The sequence below is a fragment of the Haliea sp. genome (genome assembly GCF_041395985.1).
Classification (GTDB): Bacteria; Pseudomonadota; Gammaproteobacteria; order Pseudomonadales; family Halieaceae; genus Haliea.
In genome coordinates, this window is sequence record NZ_JAWKZJ010000002.1 from 261,676 (window position 1) to 281,849 (window position 20,174).

The 20,174-nt window shown below is 63.6% G+C and carries 21 protein-coding genes and 1 other RNA gene; 10 read left to right on the forward strand and 12 right to left on the reverse strand.

Annotation, left to right across the window (positions count from 1 at the left end; genetic code table 11):
• The 10 genes from R3E49_RS04780 to ffs all read right to left on the reverse strand — a co-directional run bounded on the left by R3E49_RS04780 (window position 1) and on the right by ffs (window position 7,485).
• A complete protein-coding gene (locus R3E49_RS04780) occupies window positions 1-846 on the reverse strand; it encodes an AAA family ATPase (protein WP_371294294.1) in 846 nt (281 codons plus the stop codon).
• Window positions 847-907: 61 nt separating this feature from the next.
• Window positions 908-2,431: a VWA domain-containing protein gene (locus tag R3E49_RS04785; RefSeq protein ID WP_371294002.1), complete on the reverse strand. Its 1,524-nt coding sequence runs from the start codon at window positions 2,429-2,431 to the stop codon at window positions 908-910.
• Between the two features lie 15 nt (window positions 2,432-2,446).
• A complete protein-coding gene (locus R3E49_RS04790; RefSeq protein ID WP_290739208.1) occupies window positions 2,447-2,800 on the reverse strand; it encodes a hypothetical protein in 354 nt (117 codons plus the stop codon).
• Entirely contained in the window at window positions 2,797-3,246 is a 450-nt protein-coding gene (locus R3E49_RS04795) for a YcgN family cysteine cluster protein (RefSeq protein WP_371294003.1), read from the reverse strand. Before R3E49_RS04795 ends, R3E49_RS04790 begins: the two co-directional genes overlap by 4 nt.
• Entirely contained in the window at window positions 3,239-3,511 is a 273-nt protein-coding gene (locus R3E49_RS04800; protein WP_371294004.1) for a YcgL domain-containing protein, read from the reverse strand. Before R3E49_RS04800 ends, R3E49_RS04795 begins: the two co-directional genes overlap by 8 nt.
• Window positions 3,508-4,623 (reverse strand): ribonuclease D, encoded by a 1,116-nt coding sequence (rnd, locus tag R3E49_RS04805; protein WP_371294005.1) that lies wholly within the window; start codon window positions 4,621-4,623, stop codon window positions 3,508-3,510. The genes R3E49_RS04800 and rnd overlap by 4 nt, the downstream gene beginning before the upstream one ends.
• A complete protein-coding gene (gene recR / locus R3E49_RS04810) occupies window positions 4,624-5,232 on the reverse strand; it encodes a recombination mediator RecR (protein ID WP_371294006.1) in 609 nt (202 codons plus the stop codon).
• Between the two features lie 7 nt (window positions 5,233-5,239).
• Window positions 5,240-5,560 (reverse strand): YbaB/EbfC family nucleoid-associated protein, encoded by a 321-nt coding sequence (locus R3E49_RS04815; protein ID WP_371294007.1) that lies wholly within the window; start codon window positions 5,558-5,560, stop codon window positions 5,240-5,242.
• Between the two features lie 9 nt (window positions 5,561-5,569).
• Window positions 5,570-7,309 carry a DNA polymerase III subunit gamma/tau gene (gene dnaX, locus R3E49_RS04820; protein ID WP_371294008.1) on the reverse strand — a complete coding sequence of 580 codons (1,740 nt, stop codon included), beginning with the start codon at window positions 7,307-7,309 and terminating at the stop codon, window positions 5,570-5,572.
• A 79-nt stretch (window positions 7,310-7,388) separates the two neighbouring features.
• Window positions 7,389-7,485, reverse strand: an RNA gene (gene ffs, locus R3E49_RS04825) — signal recognition particle sRNA small type.
• A 175-nt stretch (window positions 7,486-7,660) separates the two neighbouring features.
• Between ffs and R3E49_RS04830 the strand changes: the two genes are divergently transcribed.
• The 7 genes from R3E49_RS04830 to R3E49_RS04860 all read left to right on the forward strand — a co-directional run bounded on the left by R3E49_RS04830 (window position 7,661) and on the right by R3E49_RS04860 (window position 14,956).
• Window positions 7,661-8,779: an efflux RND transporter periplasmic adaptor subunit gene (locus tag R3E49_RS04830; protein ID WP_371294009.1), complete on the forward strand. Its 1,119-nt coding sequence runs from the start codon at window positions 7,661-7,663 to the stop codon at window positions 8,777-8,779.
• A 2-nt stretch (window positions 8,780-8,781) separates the two neighbouring features.
• Window positions 8,782-11,913, forward strand: a complete 3,132-nt coding sequence (locus R3E49_RS04835; protein ID WP_371294010.1) for an efflux RND transporter permease subunit — start codon at window positions 8,782-8,784, stop codon at window positions 11,911-11,913.
• The gene (locus R3E49_RS04840) at window positions 11,910-12,527 is read left to right on the forward strand and encodes a TetR/AcrR family transcriptional regulator (protein WP_371294011.1); all 618 of its coding nucleotides are present in this window, start codon (window positions 11,910-11,912) and stop codon (window positions 12,525-12,527) included. Before R3E49_RS04835 ends, R3E49_RS04840 begins: the two co-directional genes overlap by 4 nt.
• Before the next feature lie 59 nt (window positions 12,528-12,586).
• Entirely contained in the window at window positions 12,587-12,904 is a 318-nt protein-coding gene (locus R3E49_RS04845) for a thioredoxin family protein (protein ID WP_371294012.1), read from the forward strand.
• A gap of 13 nt (window positions 12,905-12,917) precedes the next feature.
• The gene (locus tag R3E49_RS04850) at window positions 12,918-14,138 is read left to right on the forward strand and encodes a methyltransferase (protein ID WP_371294013.1); all 1,221 of its coding nucleotides are present in this window, start codon (window positions 12,918-12,920) and stop codon (window positions 14,136-14,138) included.
• Complete coding sequence (locus R3E49_RS04855; RefSeq protein WP_371294014.1) at window positions 14,131-14,550, forward strand: VanZ family protein; 420 nt, start codon at window positions 14,131-14,133, stop codon at window positions 14,548-14,550. Before R3E49_RS04850 ends, R3E49_RS04855 begins: the two co-directional genes overlap by 8 nt.
• Before the next feature lie 67 nt (window positions 14,551-14,617).
• On the forward strand, window positions 14,618-14,956 hold the full coding sequence (locus R3E49_RS04860) for a hypothetical protein (protein ID WP_371294015.1): 339 nt from the start codon (window positions 14,618-14,620) through the stop codon (window positions 14,954-14,956).
• A 2-nt stretch (window positions 14,957-14,958) separates the two neighbouring features.
• Here the strand turns inward: R3E49_RS04860 and R3E49_RS04865 are convergent, their stop codons facing one another.
• On the reverse strand, window positions 14,959-15,429 hold the full coding sequence (locus R3E49_RS04865) for a hypothetical protein (protein ID WP_371294016.1): 471 nt from the start codon (window positions 15,427-15,429) through the stop codon (window positions 14,959-14,961).
• A gap of 144 nt (window positions 15,430-15,573) precedes the next feature.
• On the opposite strand from R3E49_RS04865, the gene R3E49_RS04870 reads away from it, so the two are divergent.
• From R3E49_RS04870 to R3E49_RS04880, 3 genes are all read left to right on the forward strand, one after another.
• Window positions 15,574-17,034 (forward strand): SDR family NAD(P)-dependent oxidoreductase, encoded by a 1,461-nt coding sequence (locus tag R3E49_RS04870; RefSeq protein WP_371294017.1) that lies wholly within the window; start codon window positions 15,574-15,576, stop codon window positions 17,032-17,034.
• 92 nt (window positions 17,035-17,126) lie between these two features.
• On the forward strand, window positions 17,127-18,281 hold the full coding sequence (locus R3E49_RS04875) for an epoxide hydrolase family protein (RefSeq protein ID WP_371294018.1): 1,155 nt from the start codon (window positions 17,127-17,129) through the stop codon (window positions 18,279-18,281).
• 27 nt (window positions 18,282-18,308) lie between these two features.
• Entirely contained in the window at window positions 18,309-18,986 is a 678-nt protein-coding gene (locus R3E49_RS04880; RefSeq protein WP_371294019.1) for a PaaI family thioesterase, read from the forward strand.
• 12 nt (window positions 18,987-18,998) lie between these two features.
• Here R3E49_RS04880 and R3E49_RS04885 read toward each other — a convergent pair whose 3' ends face one another.
• The gene (locus R3E49_RS04885) at window positions 18,999-20,150 is read right to left on the reverse strand and encodes a hypothetical protein (RefSeq protein ID WP_371294020.1); all 1,152 of its coding nucleotides are present in this window, start codon (window positions 20,148-20,150) and stop codon (window positions 18,999-19,001) included.
• Window positions 20,151-20,174: the final 24 nt, after the last annotated feature.

The window sequence follows — 20,174 nt, forward strand, 5'->3', positions numbered from 1 at the left end:
TCAGCGCGTCTCGCGACGGTGCATGAATGCCAGGCGCTCCAGCAAGTGCACATCCTGCTCGTTTTTCAGCAGCGCGCCGTAGAGGGGGGGAATCGCCTTGCTGGCATCGCGGTTCTTCAGAACCTCATCAGGGATGTCGTCCGCGAGGATAAGCTTCAACCAATCGATCAGCTCGGAGGTCGATGGCTTTTTCTTCAAGCCGGGAATGGAGCGCAGATCGAAGAACACCTCCATCGCCTCCTGCACCAGTTCCTGGGCTATGCCCGGGTGATGCACGTCGATGATCGCGCGCATGGTGTCTCGGTCAGGGAAGTTGATGAAGTGGAAGAAGCAGCGGCGCAGGAACGCATCCGGCAGTTCCTTCTCGTTGTTGCTGGTGATGATGATGATGGGGCGGTGGCGGGCACGCACGGTCTCGCCGGTTTCGTAGACGAAAAACTCCATGCGATCCAGTTCAACCAGCAGGTCGTTGGGGAACTCGATGTCCGCCTTGTCGATCTCATCGATCAACAGCACGACCTGCTCCTCAGCCTCGAAGGCCTCCCACAGTTTGCCCTTCTTGATGTAGTTGCCGATGTCGTGCACCTTCTCGTTACCGAGCTGGGAGTCCCGCAGGCGCGAGACCGCATCGTACTCATACAGGCCCTGCTGGGCCTTGGTGGTGGATTTGATATGCCACTGGATCAGCCGCTTGCCCAGACCGAGCGCCACCTCCTCCGCAAGCATGGTTTTCCCCGTGCCCGGCTCACCCTTGATCAACAAAGGGCGCGCCAGGGTCACCGCCGCGTTAACAGCCATGCGCAGATCGTCGGTCGCGACGTAGCGCTCGGTTCCCTCAAATTGCATCATCTGTTCAATACCCGTAAAAAAACAAAGCCGCCAAGGGTAGCGAGCGCCGCGCGCCTAATCAAGGGGATTTCCCTTTCCCTTCATCTTCATCCGCTGTGGCGCTCAGCCCGGCCACGACGGTCTCATCCGCGGCGCCACGTGAGGCATCAAAACGACGCTGCCAGATGGCTAGCTTGCGCTTGCGACGACGCCGGTAAACCCACAGAGCGACTGCAACTGCCAGCAACAACACAACCGCCAGCGTCAGTGCCGGGCGCTGTAAATCCTGTTCCGGCACCATTGGCGGGCGGGTGCTGATGGCCGGTGCTGCCTCCTCGGCAATCACCTCGATATAGAGCGGGAGTTCCCGTTGCAGGGTCTCACCGCGCAGCTGCACCAACAGCTGGTAACGCCCACCGCGTTCAAAGGCCGGGATGCTGACGCGATATTCCCCGTTCGCAGGAACCGGGTAGCGCCCGGTTACGTCGATCAGCTCGCTGTAAGCCTCCGGTCCGGTGATCTGCACCGACAGTGTGAATAGCTGCAGCAGGTCGGGCCGGGCGATGACGCCATCGCCGTCGCGCAGGCGGATGCCCAGCTCTGTAACGCGCCCCGCGGGAAGACTGTTGGGCAGTGGGTCGACTTCCAGCTTGAGATCCGAGATCACCGATACCCGGCTCCGGGCACCATCCGGCGCGACCAGTGTCCAGGCACCACGCTCCGGGGCGGTCACCGTGACGAGGGCAAACTGGCTGCTTTGAAACCAATCGACTCCGTCGGCATTCTGCGCCGGACGATACACGCTGCCGCCCGGGCTGGTCAGGGTCACCTCCGCACCGGGTTCCTGCAGGAACACCAGGGCGGTAAACTCGTCCACTGTGTCATCGATCAGGAAGATATTGCCGACAATCGGCACCCGCGCCGTGGGCGCCACCATCTCCAGCGACTGCACAAAGATTTCTGTCAGTTGCGCCGCTGTACGCGCCTTCTCTGCAATCCCCGTGGTGCTGTTGGCCAGTGCGCGTAAAAAGGTCCAGTCGGCCTCCTCCGACAGCGCGATGGTGTGCACGGGTATGCCCGTCGCACCTAGCTTGGGCGCCGTCGCAGCGAGGAGGTCACGCGCTGCAGCGGCATTTGCCATCGGCGACGGTGACAGATCGACCTTGCCGTCGGTCAACAGCACGACGCTGGTGCGGTAGGTGGGATCCATACTGCCGATGTCGTAGGTCGCCGCAGCCAGCGCCGCGGGGATATTGGTGCGCTGCCCTGAGTTGTCAATGCGCGCCACAGCCTCGAGTGCGCGCTCCCGCCACCGGGCATCGACCACCTGGTGCGGGACAATCTGCTGTACGTCTTCACCGAATATCCAGACGCCGGCGCGGGCGCCATCGGGCAGGAGGCGAACGATCAGCTCAAGTGCGGGACCGCGCAGGTTGTCGGGATCGGACTCTTTCATGCTCCCCGAAATATCGATCAGCAGGCGCAGGTCCGGCTGTGGCCCGATGGGGGGTTGCGCGTGGAGCGCAGTCGGTGTGCCAAGCAGTACGGCAAGAAACAGGAAAATACGCGGGAATAATGCTTTGCTTCCAAACTGAACGGACATAACAGCTCCTCCGGATCATTGATCGCCAGGTGCATGCCGTGCGCGGCGCAACACGGTTATTCTCAGTAGCAGGGTGACTACCAGCGCGAGCCCCAACGCGGCGACCAGCGGGCGCACTGCGTGGGCGGCGGCCTCGGGGCCCGCTGTCAGCAGCTGGAACGCAGCCACGATAAGCGCGGGGGCAAACGTATCCACCCCCTCATAGGGATAGGCCGGCGTCATCAGCAGCGCGGCACCTGCCAGTAGCAGCAGCCAGCGCCAGGCCGGTGACCAGACCCGCCGTAGCCACCAGAACATCGCGACCAGCGCCAGCAGGGCCGTCCCCAGGTAAACCAGGGTGGCGATAAGGTAGTCCGGCTGTTCCGTCATCGCGTGCCCTCCTCTACCCAGTGCACAATCTGCTCTTCGTAGCTGTCCGGGTGCACATGCAGCTCCGAGACTACACGCCCGCGCACGGAAATGCCCGCCCTGTGCACCGTGGCAGCATCGCCGGAAAGCAGCGGGTGCCAGGGATGCAGTGGCTCCCCACGCGCGCGCAGGCGGTAGGCACAGGTGGCAGGCAACCAGCTCAGCGCGTCCGCGATATTGGCCGGACCCAGTGTAATACAGTCCGCCACCAGACTGCTGCGATGCCGGTAATCTCGACAGCGACAGGTCTCGGTATCGAGAAACCGGCAGCTCACCCGGGTGTAGAACACCTCACCGCTGTCGGCATCCTCCAGTTTGTGCAGGCAACAGCGGGCGCAGCCATCGCAGAGCGCCTCCCATTGCGCCGCATTGAGGGATTCCAGCGGCTGCTCCCACCACTCAGTCACGGGCGCTCTCCCGCTGTGTGTACACTGCGTCCGCAGGGGGCATTTGCAGGAAAAACCCCTGCGACTCAATACTGGCCAGGACGTCGGCCGCGTTCACGCGAGCCAGCTTGCGCGTTGGCGAGATCGCCAGTACCAGTACAGGCTGCGGTTCGCCGAAGCGCGCGAGCAGCGTCTCGGGCACGCGCGCACAGCCCTCTGCCTTGTCCACGTAAAGGTACATTTCAGGCTTCAGCGGGCTGCGGAACACCTGGCAGATACGCGTCACGACACCCTCTCCCGCAACCGTTGGCGCAGGGGCACGATCACCCGCTCGTGACGCCAGCCGGACCAGCTCGGTGGGTCCTCCAGCGCCTCTCCCCGATGCTGCCGCAACAGGACTTCGTAGTCGCGGGCGGCAAGCAATGCCTCGGGCACCGTGCCGAGTTCGGCAGCGATCTCCCTGGACCACTGTTTCAACGCCTGCAGGGACTTGCGCCCGGCGGGATCCAGCGGCTGCGGCAGACGCTGCGGCAGCGCCTCTTCCGGGAGTTCACGCTGCGCAGCCAGCAGCTGCAGCAGCGCCGCACCATCACGGCGCAGTGAACCCGGGCTCAGCAGGCCGAGTTTTTCCAGCGATGTGTGTGATTGCGGATCTTTCTCCGCAAGTCCGAGACAGGCGGCATCGTCTATAATCCAGCCGCGCGGCTTGTCCCGCTGGCGGGCTGTTGCATCGCGCCAGGCGCACAGTGCATACAGGCGCCCTGTCGCGCGCCGGTCCAGCTTCCAGGCTGACTTGATCCTGGATACACCATGATCACCGGGCGCGCGGTAGGCCGCGAGCGCATCCTCGCCATCCGCAAGCACCCACTCGAACTTGCCCTGCGCCTCACAATCCGCCGCCAGCCGACGCCACAGCGGCAACAAATGGGCTACATCCTGTGCAGCGTACTCACACTGCGCTGCAGTGAGCGGGCGCTGCAGCCAGTCTGAGCGGGTCTCTTCCTTGGGCACATCCACGCCCTCACAGGCCAGCACCAGCGCGCGGTAGCCCATACCAAAACCCAGATTCAGCAACCCCGCGGCGCGCTGGGTGTCGAACAGAGGCTCGGGCAGCACGCCCAACCAGCGATCAAACACTTCCAGGTCTTCGCTCGGGGAATGCAGTACCTTGACGGTCTCCGCGGCTTGCAGCAGTTCCCTCAGAGGTTGCAGGTCGCTCACCTGCAGGGGGTCTACCAGCCAGGCTTCCTCGCCAAAACACAGTTGCACCAGCGCCACCTGCGGGTAGAAGGTGCTGCGGCGCATGAATTCGGTATCAACCGCAACCGCGGGTGCACCGCTGAAGCGTTGCAGCAAGGTCCGCAACGCATGATCAGATTCAATCAACTGCCACTGCATTCAGCCGTCTCCACTCATCTGGCGTCGGCCACTGAACGCGTGTGCCAGCGTATTGCCATCAACGTATTCCAACTCACCGCCGAGCGGCACGCCGTGCGCAATACGTGAAACCCGAATGCCCCGGGGCAACAACATATCCGATAGATAGTAGGCGGTTGCTTCACCCTCCACCGTGGGGTTGGTGGCCAGAATAACCTCGGTGATGCCTTCATCAACCACCCGCTGCTGGAACCTGTCTAGCCCGATCTCAGCAGGGCCTATGCCGTCGATGGGTGACAGATGACCCATCAGCACAAAATACAGGCCGCGATAACTACCGCTCTGTTCTACAGCGAGCACGTCAGCCGGGGTTTCCAGTACGCATATGGTCTGCCGGTCGCGGCGTGGATCGCTGCAGATTTCGCAGACATCGTGCTCACTGAAGTTCCTGCACAGGGTACAGTGATCAATGCGGTCCATCGCGACACGCAGTGCTTCGGCCAGTGCCAGTGCGCCGGCGCGGTCGCGCTCCAGCAGGTGCATAGACATGCGCTGGGCAGACTTCGGACCAACGCCGGGCAGGCAACGCAGGGCATCGATCAACTGCGCCAGGACGGGGCTGAACTTCATGGCGCGCTCAAAACGGCAACTTGAAACCGGGCGGCAGGTTGAGCCCGGCGGCCAGACCGGCCATGGACTCCCGGTTCTGCTCTTCCACCCGACGCACGGCATCGTTGACCGCCGCGGCGAGCAGGTCCTCCAGTACCTCGCGCGATTCGCTGAGAACGCTGTCGTCAATACGCACGCGCTTGACATCATGGCGACCATTCATCGTCACCCGAACAAGGCCCGCGGCCGCCTCGCCGGTCACCTCTTTCTGTGCCAGTTCTTCCTGCGCCTTCTGCATGTCGGCCTGCATTTTCTGGGCCTGTTGCATCAGGTCGGTAATGCCTTTCATGTCGTGTCCTCAGGGTTCCAGGGGCGTAATAGAGGTGCGATCCAGTTCGCCATCAAAGCGCTGAATCAGCCGTTGCACACGCGCATCAGACTCGATCGCCACCTCAGCCGCCCGTTGCCGTTCCTGCTTGTGCCGCGCCGTGCGCATCGCCGGCGTTTCCGAGGCGGGCCGCCCTGGCTCTATGGACACTGACACCGGTGTATCGAAGTAGTTCTGCAATGCGAGGCGAATACGCTCTGCGTGTCCCGGGTTGAACAGCCCCATCTGGTTGTCGTCGAGTACGAAACGGAAGTCGTTGCCCTGCTGCGACTCAAGAGCGCAGTGTGAAGCGATGCTCAAGACCATGCCAGCGAGACCCAGCCGATCCAGCAAGTCCGGCCAGTCGGCACAGGCGGTCAGGGCCGGTGGACTGGCGCGGTCGAGTTGCAGCCGCGCACCGGCGGTAGCCCTGGTCGGCTCCGCAGCGGACACCGATGCCACGGCTGGGGACTCAGCCGCCGCAGGAGGCTCAGCCGCTGCAGGCGATTCGATAACCGCCGCCGCAGCCTCCTCAGCAGGTGCGGCAGACTGCCGCGCGGCAGCGCTGCCGTGTTTTGATGGCGCTGGGCCGGCCGTGCCGGATGCACCGTCTGCGGATGGAATCAGGCTGCCATCATCGGGCAGAACCAGTGGGCGGAAGGCGAGCATACGCAACACGGTCATTTCAAACCCACTGCGAGGATCAGCGGCATGCGGGAGATCGCGCTTGCCGTTCAGGGCCATCTGGTAAAACAACTGCGCGTCTTCCGCCGTCAGCGACAGGGCCAGACGCGCCACGCGCTCGCTGTCTCCACGGCTATTGTCAGTGTGGTCGGGCAGCATCTGCGCCACCGCAACACGGTGCAGGAGTGACAGCAATTCATCGAGACCGGACTCAAAGTCCGGCGCGTGCTCCGCCATATGCGCCACCGCGGCCAGAGCGGCTGCGGCATCTCCCGCCGCTACCGCCTCCAGCACGGCATAGACGAAGGTCATGTCCACGGTGCCCAACATGCTGCGCACGCCCGCCTCGGTGATCGCCCCCGCGCCAAAGGCAATCGCCTGGTCTGTGAGGCTCAAGGCGTCGCGCATACTCCCGTCTGCCGACCGCCCAAGCAGCCACAGTGCGGGCTCCTCGTAGCGAATCATCTCGGCATCAAGCACCGCGGCCAAATGGGCTGCAATCTGCTCTGGAACCATGTTTTTCAGGTTGAATTGCAGACAGCGCGAAAGCACGGTAGCCGGCAGTTTCTGCGGATCTGTGGTGGCGAGCAGGAACTTGACGTGAGGCGGCGGCTCTTCGAGCGTTTTCAGCAAAGCGTTGAAACTGCTGTTGGACAGCATGTGCACTTCGTCAATCAGGTAGACCTTGTAGCGCGATCGTGTGGGGGCATACTGCACGTTTTCCAGCAGGTCGCGCGTGTCTTCCACCTTGGTACGCGAGGCGGCATCCACTTCCAGCAGATCGACACTGCGTCCCTCGGCAATTTCCAGGCAAGAGCTACACGACCCGCAGGGTTCAGAGCTGACCCCTGCTTCGCAGTTGAGGCTTTTCGCGAGTATCCGTGCGATTGTGGTTTTGCCGACGCCGCGGGTGCCAGTGAACAGGTAGGCGTGATGGAGCCTGTCGTGATCCAGCGCGTTTATCAGCGCCTGTAATACATGCTCCTGGCCCACCATTTCGCTGAACCGACGGGGCCGCCACTTGCGTGCGAGTACCTGATACGACATGTCAAACTGGCCTTGCCGAAAAGCGCAAAGGATACACCACCCCCGGTGACGGGGCACAGGCAATTCGGGAAAGAGGCAACCCGGGCAGCCACACCCCGGCACACGCATCAGTAACTACCGTTGCTCCCTTCCGGGCCTGGCGGGGTTCGCTACCTGGCGTTGCGAGGGGACCACCCGGGTCGCCGGGCGGCATTCTCCCTGAATCCCCGGCTGGCTGCAACCGGCGCGTTACGCGGGGCGCTACCCGCCAACGTCAAGCGGCTGCCGCATCACTTGTGATGTTGGTGCTTCCCCTAGCATGTTAAATCCTCTAACATTACATGTTAAAGCTATTAACATACAGGCGTTCGCATGCCCCAACCCGCTCGCTCTCGTTACTCCACCTTGGTGCTCAGTTGTGCCGCCGCCCTGTTACTGACTACTGCACTGACCGCAGGGATTACGCTGCGCGCGGGCTCGGCAGGGCAGCCTGCGCCTGCCCCCCTCCCGGTCACCGTGCTGCCCTTTATCGAGGAACAGAGTTATCGCGAGACGTTGCGGCTCTCGGGCCTGGTGCAGGCGAAAGCCAGGGCACAGCTCGCGTTTGAAATCCCCGGCCTGCTTCTGGCGCTTGAGGCCGAGGAAGGCCTCCCGGTCACCGCCGGGGAAGTCCTCGGGCAACTGGATACACGCCAGCTACAGGCGCAACGGGATGTCGCCGCAGCTGACCTGGCCAGTATCGATGCAGAGCTGCAACTGGCCCGCCTGCGCCTCGAGCGCAGTGCACGACTGCGGGAGACCGGTGCGGTGTCAGCACAGGAATTTGACGAAACGCGGTTGACCGCGGAGGCGCTGGCCAGCCGCCATTCTGCCCTGCTTGCGCGGCTGGAAACCCTCGACATCAATCTGGAAAAGTCTGCCCTGCGCGCACCCTATGACGGTGTTGTGGCAGCGCGCCACCTGGATCCTGGCACCGTGCTGCAGGCTGGAGAACCGGTTCTGCAGCTCGTCTCCGTTGACAGCCTGGAAGCCCGCATCGGTATCCCCGCGAGCCACCTTGATGAACTCGAGCCCGGACAACGCTACCTCCTGAATCTGCGCAGCGGAGACATCAGTGCCACACTGCGGGCTCTGCGCCGTGACCTCGACACCCGCACACACACGGCCCTGGCGGTGTTTGACCTGCCACCGACCGCGACAGTGCTGGATGGCGAAACCGTCAGCCTGAGCCTGCAGCGCACCGTGCGGGCACGCGGCGGCTGGGTGCCCATCAGCGCACTGCTCGAGGGCGAACGGGGTGCCTGGACGGTGCTGCGGATCAGTGAGCGGCAGGACGGGGCCCAGGTTGCGCTGCGGGAAGCAGTCGAAGTGCTGTCCGTCGACGACAACAGGGCTTTTGTGCGAGGCAGCCTGCTGGACGGCCAGCCTGTGGTCGCCGATGGCGTACATCGCATTGCCGCAGGCACCGCGGTACAGGCACAGGAGCGCTGAACATGCTGGCGCGCCTGCTCTACAACAACACACGCTATTTTACCCTGCTGGTGCTGGTCATTCTTGCCGTCGGGATCGCCAGTTTGCGCTCCATCGCTCGCCAGGAAGACCCGACCATCACCAACTTTGTCGCCCACGTGACAACCTTTTATCCGGGTGCCGACCCCGCCCGCGTCGAGGCGATCATTACGCGGCCGCTGGAGGATGCGCTGCGCCAGATCGCGGAGATCGACGAGCTCAACTCAAGCTCGGCAACCGGGGTCTCCAGTCTCACCGTCTCCCTGGTGGAAAGTCTGTCCGATACCGACATAGAGCGCAGCTGGTCGGAAATTCGGGATGCACTGGCGGATGCTGCAGCGCAGTTTCCCCCGGGCGCGAGCGCACCGTTGTTTGATGACGACCGGCTCAAGTCCTACACCATGCTGGTGGCTCTGCGGGCTGCAACGGCGAATACCGCGCCACTTTCATTGATACACCGTGTCGCGCTGGATTTTGCCGACGCGGCCCGCAATTTCAACGGCACCGAGCGGGTTGACCTCTTCGGTGAGCCCCGCGAGGAAATTCGGGTGGCGATCGATGAGGTGGCGCTGGCGAGTACCGGCCTGAGCGCGGCGGATGTTGCCGCCGCCCTGCGCGGCGCCGACCCGCGGATAGCCGCGGGTCGCAGTACCGGACATGGCAACGATTTCCTCATTGAAGTCGATGGCACGTTTGACGGCACCGCGCAAATACGTGACGTGCTGCTGCGGATAACGGCGGATGGCGGCACGATCCGCGTCGGCGATATCGCGGAGGTGTATCGCGCACACGCCACCCCGCCAGATTCCCGGGTACTGGTCGAGGGCACCGAGGGCATTCTGATCGGCGTCGCCATGAAAGATGGATTGCAGGTGGACCGCTGGGCAGCGGATTTTACCGCGTTCCTTGATAACTACAGAGCCCTGGCGCCGCAGGGCGTCAGCATCGACATCAGCTACGACCAGAGCGTGTACACCGACGAGCGCCTGCGCAGCGTGGTGGGCGACCTGGCGCTTGGCGTGACGCTGGTGCTGCTCGTGCTGCTGTTCACTATGGGCTGGCGCGCCGCGGTGGTGGTCGCATGCATCCTGCCCCTGTGCACACTGTTTTCGATCACAGTGCTTTATCACTCGGGAATTGCCATCCACCAGATGTCCGTCACCGGCCTGGTTGTTGCGCTGGGCCTGCTGGTCGATGGTTCAATCGTGATGACCGATGAGATCCGCAAGCGTCTGGTGGACCACGGCGACAGCCCACTCTCATCCATCACCGGGGCCGTATCCCGCCTGCGCATTCCCCTGCTCTCCTCCACTGTGACTACGGTGCTGGCATTTACGCCGATGGTGATCTTGCCGGGACCTGCGGGGGACTTTATGGGTTCGATTGCCATCGCCGTGGTCATAATGCTGACCGGTTCCCTGCTGCTGGCACTGATTGTCACTCCGGTGCTCGCCGCATGGCTGTTGCCCAGGGGGCTCGCGCGCAGCGGCCATTGGTGGGAGATGGGTATTGACAGCGGTACGCCCGGCGCACTGCTGGTACGTGCATTGGACTGGTCGCTGCAAAATCCGGCCAGCTCGGTGGCCCTGGCGCTGGTGTTGCCAGTCACGGGGTTTCTCACCTTCCCCACGCTCACCGCACAGTTCTTCCCCGGCACCGACCGGGACCAGATGTACCTGCAGGTCAAGCTGCCCGATGGGCGATCCATTGACGACACCACCGCCCTGGTCCAGCGGCTCGACCAGGACCTGCGCCGGGAGCCGCTGGTGCGGCGGGTGGACTGGACCATTGGCGAGAGCGCACCGCCGTTCTACTACAACATGTTCCGCACCCGCGAAGCGATGCCCAGCTGGGCGGAGGCACTGGTACTGACAACCGATGCCCGCGCGACCGATGACCTCATCCGCCGACTGCAGCGCGCTGTTGATCGGGACTACCCGGAGGCCCGCATCATCGTCCGTGGCATCGACCAGGGACCGCCCGTGATGGCGCCGCTGGAAGTTGAGGTCTATGGCGATAATCTTGATGTGCTGCGCGAACTCGGCGAGGCGTTCCGGTTGCGCATGGAGCAACTCCCGGATGTCACCCACACCAATACCAGCCTCGCTGCCGGGGCACCAAAGTGGGTATTCCACGGCGACACCATGCGCATGGAGATGGCGGGCGTCAGCCAGCGCGATGTCGCGACCGCCCTGGAAGCGGCACTGCAGGGCATCAGCGGCGGCGAAGTGCTCGAGGGAACAGAACGGCTGCCGGTCGTCGCCCGGCTGGACGAAGCGCGCTGGCACAGCCCCGGAGATGTCGGCAGCCTGCACCTGCCTTTGCGCGGCGGTGCCGGCGACAACGGCCTGCCCGGTGTGACCCTGCACAGCCTGGGGAGCTTCTCGCTGGAGCCTGCCCGCAGCCCCATCAGTCGCAAACAGGGTGAACGCACCAATACGGTACAGGCTTACCTGACCCGCGGCGTACTGCCCGAGGAGGCACTTGAGCAGCTGCGCACGGACCTGTTGGCCAACCCGATTGCCATGCCCGAAGGCTATCGCTATGGCTTTGGTGGCGACAGTGACGAACGCGCCGGTGTGGTCAATGAGATCATGGCACCGATGGGGATGATTGTCGCACTGCTGATCGCCACCATCGTCCTGACCTTCAATTCCTGGCGACTGTCCGCTGTCGCGGGGGTCGTCTGCGTCTGCTCCATCGGGCTCAGCCTGCTGTCGCTGGCGATTTTCCAGTATCCCTTCGGCATTCAGGCTCTGATCGGCGTTATTGGATCGATCGGGGTATCGATCAACGCCGCGATTATCATTATGACGGCGCTGCAGGAAGACAGTGGCGCCATGAGCGGTGGCCGCTATGCCGTGCGACGCGTCGTCATGGATTCCAGTCGGCACATCACCTCGACCACAGTCACGACCTTCGGCGGCTTCCTGCCGCTGATCCTGGAGGGCAGCCAGTTCTGGCCGCCCTTCGCCATGTCCATCGCCGGGGGTGTTCTGCTGTCCACAGTGGTATCGTTCTTCCTGGTGCCACAATTGTTCGTGCTACTCAAACACGGAAAGGCTCACACAGAAGCGCAATCCACGCCCTCGACGCCGAAGGATGTGATCTCATGAACAGCCGGGCAACCGCCTATCACCATGGCGACCTGCGCAACGCCCTGATTCTCGCCGCCGCCGAGCTGATCGAGGAGCGGGGCAGCGCAGACTTCGCCATGGTGGATGCTGCGCGCCGTGCCGGCGTCAGCAGCGCGGCGCCCTATCGGCATTTCCGCGACAAGACAGCGCTGCTCGACGCCGTCATCGACTTCGCCTTCTTCGCCCTGGGCGAGCAGGTAGAAGCCGCCGTACAGAGGCAGCCATCCGGCAGTGCCGAGGCCATCATCGCCATCGGCAAAGCCTATATCCGGTTCATGCGCGAGCATCGCGCCTTCTACGGTCTGATGTGGGGAGACGCCGGGATACGCGCGCTACAGGAGCGGCCCAGTGACGAACGCAGCGCCGCCGGGTTCTACGTGTTGATGTCGGCGGTTGAGGCCTGGTGCGCGCAGAATCCTGTGGATGAACGCGATGTGCTGCAGCTGTCCATCAAGCTGTGGTCGATGGCGCACGGGCTTGCGGGTATTGCCCTGTATGGCCACGTGGAGCGTTTCCTGCCCCAGGCAGACGTTTTCTCACTCCTGGAGAGCAGCACGCATACCTTTCTCGAAGGCTTGCGCAAGCGCTGCTGACCGCGTGCCCGGAGATTCGGTATAGTGGCAGCGCCCACAGACAGCCGCAGAGAAAAACCATGACGCGCAACACAAGCTACTCACCGCAGGCCCCCGATCGGGCATCGCTGGAGGACAGCGAAGGTGATCTGCTCCTTGAATTCGGCACCGACTGGTGTGGCCACTGCCAGGCCGCGCAAGCGGGCATTGCCCGGGCACTGAGCCAGCCCCCCGCGCTGACCCACCTGAAAATCGAAGACGGCAAGGGCCGCCCACTGGGTCGCTCCTACAGCGTCAAACTGTGGCCGACGCTGATCCTGTTGCGCAACGGGCAGGAAATTGCCCGCTGTGTGCGCCCGGTGGAGGCCGCCGATGTAAACCGGCTGCTGCAGGCCTGACGGCACAGCGGCGGTGAGCAACGCAGCGCCAACGTGTTGGGCAGAACGGTTTCGCGCGCTCGACGCACTGCTTTATCGCCATCGCCCTCTGTGGCAGCTGCGGCCCTTTCACCACCGTTCGCTGCCCTGGTGGGAAAACGAAGCGACCCTCGCCGAAGCGCTGCACGCACTGGATGAAGCCCAGTTGACGGTGCTGGAAGGCGATATGGAGCGCCGTCTGCGCTGGTTGCGCCCCTGGCTGGGCGACGCGGCCGATCGGCTGTCACAGCTCGTGGCGTTGCCCCTGCTGCCAGGTCGTCGTCTGGATATTCCAGCGCGCCTCGACACCGGGGTACCCGGACGCAAGTGGCAGCAGATTACGGCGTTTGCAGCGCGGATGGCGCCGCGGGCGGAACAGCCCGTATTGGAATGGTGCGCCGGCAAGGGGCACCTCGGCCGCCTGCTCGCAGTGGCGGACCAACGGCAGGTTGTCAGCCTGGAGCGTGATGCGACGCTGTGTGCCCAAGGCCAGCGTCTCGCTGCGGGCTGGGGTGCTCCGGTGCAATTTCACGAAGTCGATGTGCTTGGCGATGCCGCCGCACACTTTCTACCCGCCAACGGCCACGCCGTGGCACTGCATGCGTGTGGCGACCTGCACACGCGGCTCATGACACTCTGGCTGAGCAGCCGCTGTGAGCGCCTGACCCTGTCTCCCTGCTGCTACGACGCGATCGCCGGCGACCGCTATCGCCCCGTATCCCGCGAGGCCGCCAGCAGCCGTCTCCGGTTGAGCCGCGCGGACCTGCAATTCACCCAGCAGGAAACTGTCACCGGAGGCCGCGCCACGCGCAGGAGGCGTCAACGCGAAATCCTGTGGCGCCTGGCCTTCGATGAATGGCAGCGCAATGTCACCGGCATTGACCGCTACCTCCCGCTCCCGGCTGTGCCCTACCGTCTCGCGCGCGGGAGCTTTGGCGGTTTTCTGCGCACGGCCGCCGCCCTCAAGGCACTGCCACCGGCAACGGACCTCGACGAACACCACTGGCTGCAACGGGGCCTGCAGCGTCGCGACCTGGTACGCCGTATTGAGCTGGTTGCCCATGCGTTTCGCCGCCCGCTGGAAATATGGCTGGTGCTGGACCGGGCGCTGCTGCTCCAGGAACAGGGCGCCGACGTGCGCCTGGGCACGTTTTGCGACTACGCGCTGACCCCCCGCAACCTGTTGCTCGATGCCCGACAGACACAGCATGCCTGACCTTCGACAACCGCGTCGCCTGCAGTGTCAGGCCCTGGCAATGCTGGGCGTTACTACCCTACTGCTATTGCTGCCGGGCGAGATGTTGAGCCTGCTTGAAGGCTGGTTACCCACGATCGAAGCGCCGGTACTGCAGACCGGCTCATCGGATAAACTCGTACACGGGGTGCTGTTCGCACTGTGCGGCTTTACCGCGATGCGCGCCTGGGGCCGCAGCGCCGAGCGCTGGATCTACGTATTCCTCGCATTGTCCGGTTATGGCGCTGCCACTGAGATCCTGCAGCTCGCAGTACCGGGACGGGCCGCGAGCGGCGGCGATTTGCTGGCGGACGTACTGGGCGCGCTCGCGGGCATTGCCCTTGGCTATTACCGCAACAGGTGCCAGGAAAGCCGCCCGGCTACAGGCCTGTGAAATTCCTGTGGGAGCGCTATACTTTGCGGTTTTAGATGCTCGAGAGGCGGTGCGGCAGGCGCAGCTCATGGTAAAGAAGCTACCCGACAAAGCGGATCTGCGCGCCGACCTCGACCGCGAGACACAGCGGTTTCTGCAGGAAGGTGGGAAGGTAAAATCTGTGCCGCCGGGTGTGAGCGGCAAAGACCCCCTCGCCCCGCCGCTGTATCTGACGCGCCGATTGTTTGCCGAACCACGCTCGGAGCGCACACTGGTACCCGAGGTGGTCGCCGCGATAGAGGAACGCCGGAAAGCGCTGCAGAAGCAGCAGCCGGCCAGCAAGGGCCGCGTGCAACCCAGGCCGCGGCGGAAGATTCTCTACGATGACTTCGGCGAGCCACTGCGCCAGATCTGGGTTGACGATTAGGGCTATTCTCGCCCGGCATTATCACCGGATCCGGGCTCAAGCCCCTCCGCCATGCCCTGCCCTCCTTCAGCGGTGAGCGCGAAGCGGTTTTGCGGTATGTACACCGTGAGACGCTGGCCGGCAATCAACTCACCGGCGCGCAGCGCCTTGCCGTCAATGACGGCGCGCCATTTGGGTCCCACGCGAACCGTCGTTTCATGCCCCTGGCTGCCATCCACGTGGACAGTACGCAAGGTCATCCGGTTGCCCGTCACGCGCAAGACGTCAACCTCAGCCTGCGCGTACAGGGTGCCGTCCCGCGCATAGATACCACGACAAATCTGCTCGATATCCGGGTAGCTTTTGTGCACCGCCGGCGACCACTGGAGCGTGGCGCAGGTTGGCAGACGGGTGTCAATATCGTACTGGGCCTGCGTCAGGCCAGTGGCGAGCGTGCAGCACAGCCCGATAACGCCAGCACCAATCCTCTTCATAGAGTCCTCCACAGATTCGCCTGCGACCACCGCGACATCGCGGCACCCCCGCCCCGCAACCTGGCGTCTATACTTTGACGAGGCAGGCAATCTGCTGCAGGGGTGACATCGTATATAGACTAACGTTTATCCGGGATTTCTACCATGATTGAGCTGCATGAGAAAATCGATGTGCCCCGTCCAGTACGCGAGGCGTTCGACTATGTGAAGGACTTCCGCACCACGCAGGAATGGGATGCAACGGCCAGTGCTGCAGAGAAGCTGTCCGCAGGGCCCGTTGAGGTAGGTACACGCTTCCGCGTGACCTGCGACATGCCGGTTGGCTCGGTTGACCTGCTGTATACAGTCACGCACCTTGAGCAGGACAAATCCATTGAGCTGCACGGCAGCTGCCGGCTGTTCGAAGTGAACGATGTTATTCATTTTTCGTCATCGTCGACCGGCACACATATCGACTACCGGGCCACCTTCAACTTTCATGTGCCCTTGGGCCCAACGGTGGCAGCACTGCGCAAAGGCATGGAAAAAATGGGTTACGAGTCCGTGCAGGGGTTGAAGACTGCGCTGGAGGACAACTACCCCGCACCGACAGTGTCCGCAAGCAATGCGCGGGCTGACCGCTGGGTCCTGCCAGGCGTCGCGCGCTTCAGCCGACGGGGCTACACACTGGGCAAACGCCACTGGAACCCCATCTCGGCCTGGATGGGCGACAAGCACGTGGTGATTACCGGGGCCACGTCCGGGCTGGGGCTGGCAACAGCGCGCTCGCTTGCCGAGCGCGGCGCAGCGCTCACGCTGGTGATTCGTAACGAGTCACGTGCGCAGGACCTCGTCAACACCCTGCAGCGCGAGACCGGCAACCCGAATATCTCGGTCGAGATCGCCGATCTGAGCCTGATGTCCGAGGTCCAGCGTCTGGTCGAGCGACTGCTGCGCACAGGCCGACCTATCGATGTACTGGTGAATAACGCGGGCGCGCTGTTCAACGAGCGCGCGGAAACCGCTGAAGGTCTGGAACAGAGTTTCGCCTTGTTGTTGCTCTCCCCTTACCGGCTGACGCTGGGGGTCAAGCCGCTCCTGCAGGCAGCACCGCAGGCACGCGTGATCAACGTGGTTTCGGGTGGCATGTACACGCAACCCCTGAAGGTCCGCTGGCTCCAGGCCCGGGAACAGAACTACTCGGGGAGCGTTGCCTACGCGCGCTGCAAACGCGCGCTGATGGTGCTCTCCGAGCAGTGGGCCGAGGCCTGGAAGGATGAGAATATCGTCGTCAACGCCATGCATCCCGGCTGGGCGGATACACCCGGTGTGGAATCGGCCCTGCCCGGTTTCCACCGTATCACCCGGCGTATTCTGCGCAGCCCGGAAGAAGGTGCGGATACCATTGTCTGGCTCGCCGCCGCGACAGAAGCGGCAAAAGTCACTGGTGCACTGTTCCTCGACCGCGAGCCACGCACGACGCACTTGCTGAGCAAGACTGAGGGCGATGCGCAGGAGCGTGAGGCGCTGCAACCCTACCTTGAGTCCATCTCGGTAACGGCACCGCGTAAAAGCCGAGCGCCCCGCAGCGCCGGCAACGGCAAGCGGGCGGCGGTGGCTGGTTAAGTCGCTATACCGCGCGACGGGTTTGTCACCGCCGCTGCTTGCATCGACAGGTTCCTCTGGCTACGGTAGAGCGCTTCTTTGAGGGTTCTACCATGTCTGACACAACCGTTCTGCCATTCACTGTCGATATCCCTGACGCCGATCTGGACGATTTGCGGCGCCGCCTGGGCACCACCCGCTGGCCTGACCCGCAAACCTGCGACGACTGGAGCCAGGGTATCCCGCTCGCCTACACGCAGGAACTGGCGCAGTACTGGGCGCAGGACTATGACTGGCGGCGCTGCGAGGCGGAACTGAACCGCTGGCCGCAATTCCGTACGCGTCTCGGCGGCATCGACATCCACTTCCTGCACTGCCGTTCACCCCACCCCGACGCACTGCCACTGATTATCTCACACGGCTGGCCCGGGTCAGTGCTTGAGTTCCGTCATATTATCGATGCACTGGTCGACCCGGTCGCACACGGCGGCGACGCAGCGGATGCATTCCATGTCGTGATTCCCTCGCTGCCGGGCTACGGATTCTCGGGCAAACCAGCGGCCACCGGGACCTCCGTCGAAGTGATTGGACGCCTGTGGGGTGAACTCATGGCACGTCTGGGTTACGACCGCTATGTCGCCCAGGGTGGTGACTGGGGCAGTGTAATCACACAGAGCATCGGGCAGACCGAAACCCGTCACTGCGCGGGCATTCACATCACCATGCCCATCGTGTCACCCGACCCCGACACGATGAACGACCTGACTGCGAACGAGCAGTCTGCGCTTGATGGCATGACCTATTACGCACAGTGGGATTCCGGCTACTCAAAGCAGCAGTCCACCCGGCCGCAGACCCTGGGCTACGGACTCGCCGACTCACCTGTGGGGCAGATGGCGTGGATCATTGAAAAGTTCTGGGCCTGGACGGACTGCGAGCGCAGCGGCGTCAAACATCCCGAGAACGTGATCAGCCGCGATGAACTGCTGGACAACGTGATGCTCTACTGGCTGAACAATGCCGGGGCGAGTTCCGCACGCCTGTACTGGGAGAGCTTCAACAACCCCTCTCTGGAACCGATCACGATGCCCACTGGCTGCTCCATCTTTCCGAAAGAGATTTTTCGCAGCAGTCGACGCTGGGCGGAGCAGCGTTTCCACAACCTCATTCACTGGAACGAGCTGTCCAGTGGCGGGCACTTCGCCGCCCTGGAACAGCCGGAAGTGATGGTCAATGAACTGCGCACCTGCTTTCGCAGCCTGCGCTGACGCACACGACACAACAGGACCCCATGCATGTTCGACAACCGCGACCGGAGCAAGGCGGTATTCAGCCCCTTTGCTTCCGAAGAAGTGTCACCCCCTTTCTCCCCACACTGGGAGGCCAAACGCAGGGCAGCAGAGGCGCTGCGCGCGCTGACTGAAACCCTCGTAACGAGTGATGCGGATACCGAGCGCCTGAATGCGCTGGCACAGCGCCTTGAGCAGGAGAACGCTGCGCTCGGCGCCCAGCCGCGCCTCTACGGCCTGGAGGCCTTCATCGCCGACGGGAAACACGGTGGCCACGGAGAGGTGAACCATGAGCTGAACGCGCTGGGCGGGTGGAGCAACCCCCTCTCACCGGCGCTCAACATGTGGCTGAAGGGACGTGAAGCCTTCGGCACGGTCCGCTGTGGCCACGCCTACGAAGGCCCACCCGGGTTCATTCACGGTGGCTTCATTGCCGCCATTTTCGACCAGTTTCTCGGTATGGCACAGCTGGCGGGAGATAACCCGGGGATGACCGGCACCTTGACCGTGCGCTACCACCGGCCGACACCGCTGAACACCGACCTGTCGCTGCGCGCGACGCTGCAGGATTCCACCGGGCGCAAAACCGTGGTCACTGGCGAAATGCTGGTGGGGGGTGAGGTCACGGCAAGCTGTGAGGGGCTGTTTATCAGGCCACAGAAGGCGCTGTTGAGTACACCCTAGGGCGCTCAGCCCTCAGCCGTCGAAACTTTCACTGGTGTTCAGACTGGCGGAAAACGGCACGGGCGTGAAACGCCTGGGTGTGTCCTGCTCACCCGGTCTGTCCTCCAGCGGCTCGCACCTGCGCCCTGCTGAGGATACTGCATAGGCACGCCGCGGAAGCGGCTCATCGCGACGCGCAACGCTGAATCCCGGGGTATCCAGCGGGTGCGCCACGGGCTCTGTTTTTTCCGGCTGAGGCGGCACCGCAGCACCGCCCAGCACCGCCGGTGGCACGGGTCTACGTCGACGATCGCCCGCACGGGCCGCACGGCCAGGAGGGCGTTTCACCGAAACACCGCCACTGCCGATGAACTCCAGGCCCTGCAGCGCCGCATCACTGCCTTCTGCCAGCAGCGCGCGGGGCGCGGCTGGCACGCTCTCCGGCAGCGGGGCCACCTCGCCCTGCCGTTCCTGCGCCTGCCAGTGGGTGTCACCCTGCAGGGCCCGCTGGCGCAGCACCGCGTTGGCGCAATCCCTCCAGCGGCCGAAATGGACGGACAGCGCCGGATCCGGCATACGGTGCTTGCGAAACTCGCGCTGCGCGGCCATGAAGTGCTGCTTGACCGCGCGATAGTGATAGATATGGTCTTCGGTATTCAGATGCAGCGCCTGCCCGCCCGCACGAAAAATCACCATCTTCGGCGGCAGAACCCCCTGCAGGCTGTGCAGGAGATCGGCAATGAAGCAGAGCCTGAAAGCATCGTGCTGATTGGTTTTACCCTGCGTATCACAGGGTATGTAGAGATGGTTACCCAGCTCTGAATAACCGCGAGTGCGCATCAGCAGCTGGCTGGACGCGGCCAATGGCCCCACCGCGAGCTGGCCGTTGACAATAAACTGCGCGCCGCTGCGCATGGCAGCGAGGGTATCACTGCGCCGCAGGGCTTCCGGCGCGTCCCAGTCCACCAAGGTGACCTGCCGACCGTTCCTGGCAAGCACAGCGGCGACGGCGTCCTGCCGGCTGGCGCTGTCACCGGGCACGGCACTGCCCGGGTCCGGGGCAACACCGTGCGCCGGATTCTCGATCGTCAGGCGCTCCATCCAGCTGGCGAAGGGTGACTCCTTGAACAGAACCATATCTTCGGAGGTGAAGGTCAGTGTTCTGTCAACGCTGTAGAGGTACATGGGTGAGGGGCATTCCCTTGTTTG